At 56.8% G+C, this 8,131-nt stretch carries 7 protein-coding genes; all 7 read right to left on the bottom strand.

Annotated elements, in window-relative coordinates:
* Positions 1-12: 12 nt before the first annotated feature.
* Positions 13-348, bottom strand: a complete 336-nt coding sequence (locus JFY56_RS19680) for a hypothetical protein (protein ID WP_208315743.1) — start codon at positions 346-348, stop codon at positions 13-15.
* Between the two features lie 8 nt (positions 349-356).
* Positions 357-1,313 carry a 5'-nucleotidase gene (locus JFY56_RS19675; protein WP_236032894.1) on the bottom strand — a complete coding sequence of 319 codons (957 nt, stop codon included), beginning with the start codon at positions 1,311-1,313 and terminating at the stop codon, positions 357-359.
* 56 nt (positions 1,314-1,369) lie between these two features.
* The gene (locus JFY56_RS19670) at positions 1,370-2,308 is read right to left on the bottom strand and encodes a hypothetical protein (RefSeq protein ID WP_208315741.1); all 939 of its coding nucleotides are present in this window, start codon (positions 2,306-2,308) and stop codon (positions 1,370-1,372) included.
* Positions 2,305-3,063, bottom strand: a complete 759-nt coding sequence (locus JFY56_RS19665; protein WP_208315740.1) for a hypothetical protein — start codon at positions 3,061-3,063, stop codon at positions 2,305-2,307. The genes JFY56_RS19670 and JFY56_RS19665 overlap by 4 nt, the downstream gene beginning before the upstream one ends.
* A gap of 184 nt (positions 3,064-3,247) precedes the next feature.
* Positions 3,248-4,384, bottom strand: coding sequence for a restriction endonuclease subunit S (locus tag JFY56_RS19660; RefSeq protein WP_208315739.1), 1,137 nt, complete (start codon positions 4,382-4,384; stop codon positions 3,248-3,250).
* Positions 4,381-5,964 carry a type I restriction-modification system subunit M gene (locus JFY56_RS19655; protein ID WP_208315738.1) on the bottom strand — a complete coding sequence of 528 codons (1,584 nt, stop codon included), beginning with the start codon at positions 5,962-5,964 and terminating at the stop codon, positions 4,381-4,383. Before JFY56_RS19655 ends, JFY56_RS19660 begins: the two co-directional genes overlap by 4 nt.
* 32 nt (positions 5,965-5,996) lie before the next feature.
* Positions 5,997-8,126 (bottom strand): DNA recombination protein RmuC, encoded by a 2,130-nt coding sequence (rmuC, locus tag JFY56_RS19650; protein WP_236032886.1) that lies wholly within the window; start codon positions 8,124-8,126, stop codon positions 5,997-5,999.
* Between the last annotated feature and the right edge of the window lie 5 nt (positions 8,127-8,131).

Raw genomic sequence — 8,131 nt, 5'->3', positions numbered from 1 at the left:
TGAACACACACCTCAGGTCAGCGGAACCCAATCCCCCTCTCCGCAACCGGTGCGGATAGAGCTGATCATCCGCTCGACCGCCGCGCGCTCAACGTACTGTGGATTCCCGCCCCGGTAGCGGTCTTGAAAATAGCCCTGCCCACTGCAGGTCAGTCTGTAGCCTTCGGGCACTCGCTCGATTCGCCCTGCATTCAGGTGAGTCTGAAAGTTTTTCAGAAATCGCTTCAATGGAAACGGCTTGCCTTTATCCATTTCCGTGACCTCAAGAATGGCTGCCATGTATGTCCACAGCCGGCGTCCTGAAGGGGTCCTCGCCAGTTTGTAGAGCTGAGTAGTGTGATCAACCATGAAAGCTTTCACTCCACTGCACTGCTAATAGCTAAGCCAGACTTGGTTAGATATGGCACTTTGCCAGATGGCACTAAATTGGCTGCGGCCTCCAAGTGCACATCTTGGTCATCGAAAAAGATGTGCGGAGTGAAGGCGCTGAGCACTTTGGCTTTGCCGACGCCGCCCAGGAAAAAGGCCTCATCGACGCAGACGCCCCAGGCGCGCAGGGTATTGATGACTCGCATTTCAGAGGGCGAATTGCGGGCGGTGACAATAGCAATTCTGATCGGTGAGTCCTTGCCGCCAGTAGGCAGGCGCTCCTGCAAGCGGGCCAGTTTTATCAGCAGACTGGCGTAAGGGCCCTCCTCCATCGGCGTGTGCTGCAGCGCATCTTCCTGGGCCTTGAAGGCGTCCAGCCCCTGGGTTTTGTAAACCAGTTCACTGGCGTCGGAGAACAGCACCGCGTCACCGTCGAAGGCGATGCGCACCTGGCCCTCGGGGATTTGCGGGGCGTTGGCCGGTGGAGCTTTGAGGATAGCAGCGGCACATTGCCGGGAGTCGATGACCTTTTGTGCATCCTCCACATTGGTGGTCAGGAACAGGTCGACGTCGAAGGCATCCATGTAGTCGGCCACCGACTCGCCGCCAGTAAAGGCCGAGCGGGTAATCGCCAACAGGTCACGGCGAATAGTCTTGAGCACGCGGATGCCAGTGTCCGGGCTATTGCGCGACATCACCACCACCTCGACCAGTGGGGAGGTCTCGCCACCTTTCATATGCTGGTTGAGATCGAGCAACGCCTTAACCAGGTGATAACCGGTGCCCGGTGCCAGAGGCTCGTCCTCACGCTCCTGCATATATCGGCGGTAGTTGTCGATCACGCTTTCCGGATCGTCCTCCAAAGCGGCCTTGAACATCTGATCGGACTCGCTCATGTCGTACAGGGCCGTCGCGGAAATGCCCACCACCAGGGTTTTGCTCAAATCCAACGCCATCGCAAACGCTTCCCTTTATCCTCTGTATCGTCAGAACGGCTATTTCATGCCGCCAGAAAACGAATCTCCGAGACCTCTTCATTGAGCAACTCGGCCGCTTCTGGATGACTCGCGGCATACTCCAACAAGCCAAGCTGATAGTCGATGGCAGGGGCAGTTTGCTTGCGGAACTCCAGGAAGGACACGACGTTATCGCCCGCGTCCTGGGTCAATTGTTCGACCCACTCCTGATTGGCAGCAATGGCCTCGACAACCACGGTACTGATCTGCAGCCAGTCCGCCTGCAATTCTTGCAGCACCTTGATGGCGTACTTCTCACCCGCAGTGCGCTGCTGAACGTATGCCTGCATGAAGCCGAGATACATCATGCGTTGCTGCAGGTTTTTCAGCACATCGAGGGACTCAACGAAGCCTTTGTCAGTGGCTCCTGCCGCCGCCCGGTTCAACGTCAGCTTGGTGACCTCATACTGCTCGCGCAGATTGCCAACCTGATTTCTGAGCCCCTGCAGGTCACCCTGCTCGGCAGACTGGCGGACCGTCCAGAGCACGGAGCTGAAGCGTGCGCTGTCACGCAGCTCTTCCCGGACCTTGGCATCACGGGCCATTTCGATCAACACATCGAGCTTTTCCGACTGTTGATGCAGCTGCTCGGAAATGCCATTGAGCTTCCTGCAAACAATGGCAAAGCCGGCAACCGAAACAGCCAGATTCAGCCCTGACAGCACCAAGTTCGCATACTGCAGGTTTTGCAACACACCCAGGGACTCCTGCGCACCACTCAGCGCCTGCTGAAGCTTGGCAAGTTGCTCTGACGCCTGGCCTGCATCACCGGGGAATTGCAGATGGCCAACGATCTGCCCGCCCTGTGGGTTGCCTGCGGAATACCTGACGACACCACCCCAGACGGTATAAAGCCCAGACCGAATACCCTCAACGATCTCCGGTGCAGAGCTAAGCACTCTTGCAAGAATTTCAGCGCTCATAAACACGCCCTCAAACGGTTAGCAAAATCCTCGTGATCCGCAGCGACAAGGCCAGCGCGGATCCGCGCAATATGGACGACAATCGTGGTCAGCCCTTGCAGTTCTGGCCGCTTCTTGTTGCCGAATGCCCAAACACCTGCGCTGACAGCGCCAACCGCCGTCAGCGGCAGCGCCGCCAACATGCCCGCCGCAGCAACTGAGCCGACAGCCGCCACTGAACCCAACGCACCACTCAGCAGGCTGTCCCCGGCAGCCCCTAAACCCGACTTGCCCAGCGCCCCAAGCAAAGCAGTGAACGAGCTATTGAACCGCGCCCGGCCAAACCACGAATCACTGCTCGCCTGGCTTTCCGGCTCAGCCTGCTCAGCCAGTTTCTCAACCAGCTTTGCCAGCACCTTCTCCTCGATGGCGGAGGTGCTATCTGCCTTGCTGAACTCAACCTTCAGCTCACTGGCAACATCCCGCACAACCTCGTCGTAACTGACCGGCTCGCCTCGACGCAACAAGCTGGCAAGACTGACACTACCCAGCGCGCGAATCTCGAAAGCGATTTCATTGACCACCTTGTACAGCTCACCTTCCGCGTAGCTGTGGACGAGCCTCTGCCTCGCAGTGTCATCACCAAGTAAACGATCGTTCGCCTTATCCAGCAGAATGTCGGTGATGGCGACCAACTCATCCGGCGTCGCCAGCTGCAGCACTTCTTCCAGCGCTATATGCCTTCTGATTAGCGGCCGATTTTCACTATTGCTCATACATAGATCCCTTTCTGTTATGCATGATCTAAAAAGGTTGCAGTCCGCAGCGAAACAGCCTAGCCGACTCCCGGCAGAGCCAACTAGCCGGTCATGGCTTCGTCGATGGGAATGACGGTGGCGGCGCGGTAGCCTCGGAAATGGGTGAGCTTGGCGGACTTGAGGCACAAGGGGATTTCCTTATCTACAACTGACCAGCAAAGGCTTTTTGGCTCAATGAATTAAAGAAATCGCTAGACTCTTGAGTGGCAACCGCACTTCTTCCTCTGAGAATACCAACTGACTCGTAGAGCCTTACAAAATCCATTTGCTCAACCTCACTAGGGAGCGGAACAGGAAAACTCTTAACGATAGAGAGATTTAGATTAGGCTGCCCAGCCCCCTGCCCCAAGGATCGCAACGCCTCATATGACACCTGTAAATAAAAATACAGATAGCCCATCATTATCTTTGAAGACGGCCTTACTACTGCACAAGCTTGGTTGGTTGCAGCCTCCACCCCCAAAACACCAACCTTCCCCCGCGTTTTACCTTGCCCATACATTGCCATAACAATAGAACCAACAGGATTCAGCTTACAATTAGAGCTATGCAAGCCCTTATCCGTAATACACTCCTCTGTTTCACAGATAACATGGCCGTCCACTTCTGTTGTCTTAACCCAGGGAATATCCCCCTCGTAGTATTCGTCAACACCTCTAGATGGAGTTGCACCTGTCACAACCTCACAGAGCTCACCGATAGAAGTGATAACCAACCCCTTCGGATTGGTCACCGGGTCGCCGAACATGTCCAGAAACACGGCGCGGAGGAAGTCGTCGGCGAGCTGGATGGCTTGCTGGCGTTTGCGGCGGATGGTGTCGACCTTGCCGAGGATGGATGCAATGCGCTTTTGTTCTGGTAAGGGTGGGAGAGGAATTTCTAAGCGCTCAATCATTTCTTTACTGATGACAGTTTGCGCAGCCCCTTGAGACATAGCTCGAAGTCGCCCCGTCCAGCTCGACAGAAAATAATACATATAATCTTTATCGAGCTTTTCTTTATTCGCCCTTATAGCCGCCACAGATCGCCCTATAGCACAATCGGCGCCCTTATTGATTTTCCCACAGGTCGCCCCTACTACACATAGCAACACATCACTGGCCTTGGCGAACTTTAGGGGATTTGTCGTCCACTCACGTATAATTGGCCTTTCAACTCCGAACTCACCAGCTTTAACAAATGGGGTTCCCACTCCACTCTTATTGCAGTCTTCGCCAGGTGGAGCTTGTCCCATTATTGCTTCGGACAAATCCCCTAAATTTACGATAGGCCAATTCACAGCATTCCCTCCAGCTCATCCAGATCCGCCAGAATCTCCTGCTCCAGCCCTTTGAGCCTTTGCAAAATCATTTTCGGGTCTTCGTACTGTTCTTGCTGGTACATCACTTCCCTGTAGCGGTTGATGGAGAGGTCGTACTTATTGGCAGCGATATCTTCGGCTGGTACGACAAAGCTCTTTTTGCTCTTGTCGCCGAACACGGTATTGATGGTGCTGCCGCTGAGATTGCTCTCGACCATCTGCCGGTACTTATGCCATTGGGCGATTGCATCGGGCAGGTCGTTGCTGCCCTCGCCTTTTAATTCGGTGCGTTTGTCGTCCAGCGAGTAGCCGTCCGCCTGCAGGTCGTAGAACCACACACGCTCGGTGGTGCCACCCTTGGTGAAGATAAGGATGGCGGTGCTGACGCCGGCGTAGGGTTTGAATACGCCACTGGGCAGGCTGACGATGCCTTCCAGCTGGTTGTTGTCGAGCAGCTCCTGCCGCAGTTGCTGGTGGGCCTTGCTGGAGCCGAACAGCACGCCGTCCGGCACGATCACCGCTGCGCGGCCGCCGAGTTTGAGCGAGCGGAGGATATGGGCGACGAACAGCAGCTCGGTCTTCTTGGTTTTCACCAGACCGAGCACGTCGGGATTGGTGTTGGTCTCATCTAGGCTGCCTTTGAACGGCGGGTTGGCCAGCACTACGTCGAAGAAGTTCTGCTCCTGGCGCGGGTAGTGCTCCTTGATGGATTTGCTCAGGGAGTCCTGGTACCGGATGTTCGCGCCGTTCACGCCGTGCAGCATCATGTTCATGCTGGAGACGCGCAGCATGGTGGTGTCGAAGTCGAAGCCCCAGAACATCTGGGTACTGATGTGCTGGCGGTAGGGCTCCAGCAGGTCGCCGGTGAAATGCTGATTGCCGTCTTCATCGGTGAAGATGCCAGCCTCACTGGAATGCACGCGGTTGAGGTATTCCATGGTGCGGGCGAGAAAGCCCGCTGTGCCGCAAGCCGGGTCACAAATTACGTCCGTAGGCTGCGGTGCTATCAGCTCGATCATCGCATCGATGATGTGGCGCGGTGTGCGGAACTGGCCGTTGATGCCGGCGGTGGTGAGCTTGCTCAGCAGGTATTCGTAGATATCGCCCTTCACGTCGCTCTGGGTCAGCGGCAGGTCGTTGACCATTTCCACGGCAGAGGCCAGCACCGACTCGTTCTTGATCTCCAGGTCGGCGTCCTGCATGTATTCGCTGATGTGGCCGAGCCCTTCACGCTCGCCGCCTTCGCCTTCAGCACTACCGAGCTTGGCGAAGAAGGGGTAGACGTTTTGCTTGAGGTGCTTGTGCAGCTCCTTGCCGCTCATGTTGCGGAAGTTCTTCCAGCGCAGCAGTTGGCCTTCCGGTGTGTTGGGGAACAGGCGGTCGAAGGCCTTGCCGGTGCGGTTGGCTTTGCGCTCGGCCACGTCTTCCTGCATGTCGAGCATACGGGCAAACATCAGGTAGCTGATCTGCTCGATCACGGTCAGTGGATTGGTGATACCGCCAGTCCAGAATTTTTCCCAGAGCTTGTCGATATCGTTGCGGATTTTGCCGGTGAGCATTCGGGGTACTTCTCTCGTTCAAAAATGGGTTGTCAGGCCTGCGGTAGCAGCTCGCCTTCGTGACTGTTCTGGATCAGTTGCGGCAGATCGTCGGCTGGCTCCGACGCTTCCTCGAGCGCCTCTACGATCAGCGCGAGCCGCTCGTTCTCGAAGTCCATGTGGGTGGGCTCCAGCGCTGGCAGGGTCTTGCTGACCTTGGCCGAGAGCTTGTTGAAGCGCTCCACCTTTCCGTAGAGGCCTTGCTTGCCAGCCAGCGCCTTGACGGTGTCGTTGTAGTGGTTGCTGACGGTGTTGAGAGTGCCGCCCAGCTTGCCGAGGCGTTCTGCCACAGTGCAGACCTGGTTGTAGATCTCGCCCGCCTTCTCGCTGATTTCCCGCGCTTCGGCGTTGCTGCGCTCGATCATCCAGAGGTTGGAGACGGTACGCAGAATGGGAATCAGGGTGGTGTGCGAGACCAGCACGATGCCTTTCTTGTAGCCGTACTCGAACAGGTCCTTGTTGTGCTTCATGGCCTCGATGTAAGCCGGCTCGATGGGCATGAACATCAGCACGAAGCTGGGGCTGCGCATACCGACGAGGTTGGTGTAGTCCTTGGAGGCAAGGTCGTCGATGTGCTTGCGTACGGCTTTGACGTGCTCAGCCATCGCCAGTTGGCATTCTTCCGTAGACTCGGCGGCCACGGCGCGGTCGTATGCAACCAGAGAAACCTTGCTGTCGATGATGATGTGTTTGCCGTCGGGCAGCTTGATCAGGTAGTCGGTCTGCCTGGAACGGCCTTCGGCATCCTTGAAGGCGCTCTGCACTTCGTAGTGCGCCTCTTCGATCAGGCCGCTCATTTCCAGCGTGCGACGCAGTTGTGCCTCACCCCAGGCGCCGCGCTGCTGGGAGTCACCCTTGAGGGCCGAGGTCAGATTATTGGCCTCTTTGCTCATCTGCAGGCCGATTTCCAGCACCTTCCTGATTTCGGCATTAAGGCTGGTGTTGCCTTGCAGCGAGGCATCATGAACTTCGTTGATGCGCTTCTGGAAGCCTTCTATCTGCTCGCGGAAAGGCTTGAGCATCCCATCGATACTGGTCTGGCTGGCCTGGGTGAAGGTCTTGCCCTTCTCCTCGAAAATCTTGTTGGCCAGGTTTTCAAATTCCTGGGTCAGCGACTTGCGGGTGTCGGCCAACTGCGCCATCTGTTCCTGGAAATGCTCCTCGCGCTTCTGTAAGGTGGTCTTGAGTTCGATGTGCTCAGACGAAAGTACGTTCAGGCGCTCCTGCAGCTCGTTGAACGATCGTACTTGCTGAGAAAGCGCTTCCTTGGTTTCAAGAAGTTGGTTTCGCACATCGCGCTCGGCAGTTTCCAGGGCCTTGGCCCGTTTGCCTTCATCCGCCAGTCCGTCTTTCAGACGGTCACGATCCGTGTGTAGCTGTTCATTTGTGGCTTGAGCCTGAGCCAGGCGCTCTCGTAGCTCGGCCACTTGCTTCTCGCTCTTGTCCAGAGCGGTCCCCAGCTCTGCATGCTCATTGCTCGTCGACTGATAACGCGCCTGCAAAGCGTCGAATGCCTGTGCATGCTCGACCAGCTTTTGCTTGATCTCGTTGAGCTGTTCGCGAGCTTCACGCTCGGCGGTTTCCGCCACCTTCGCGCGAGTTTCCTCAGTCGCCAAGGCATCCTTGAGGGAGTCACGCTCCTCTTGCAACGCAGCATTTGTCGTTGTCGAGGTGTCGAGGCGCTGGCGCAATTCGGTCACCTGATCCTGGAGCCCCCGGGCGCCAGCCTGTACAGCCTCCAGACGCCTGGCGGCCTCGTGATGTTGCCGGGTAGCTTCGTCCAGTTTCACCTGCAAGTCTGATCCGGCCGCTTTACGCTCATGCAGCTCCGTAGAAAAACGTGCCGCGGTATCGGCCGATGCTTGCAACTGCGCCTTCAGCTTGCCCTCTTCGATCTGCAGCTCATGGCTGCGTGCTTCTACTGCCTTGAGCTGAATCTGCAGAGATTGCTGCTGAGTCTCAGTCGAAGCCTTGGCCTGCTCTGCTTGCTCAAGCTGCATGCTGAGCTGGCCGATCTGCCTCCCCTGGCGCAGGGCGGCGATCACGTAGCTGATAACCGCGGCTGCGATAGCGAGCCCCCCGCAGATCACGATGATTTCTGTCGTCCATTGGCTGGCTTGCATGATCA

The sequence above is a fragment of the Pseudomonas schmalbachii genome, assembly GCF_017589465.1.
Lineage (GTDB): Bacteria > Pseudomonadota > Gammaproteobacteria > Pseudomonadales > Pseudomonadaceae > Pseudomonas > Pseudomonas schmalbachii.
Note: the sequence above shows the minus strand (reverse complement) of the source record. Positions and strands in the feature narration are given on the sequence as shown.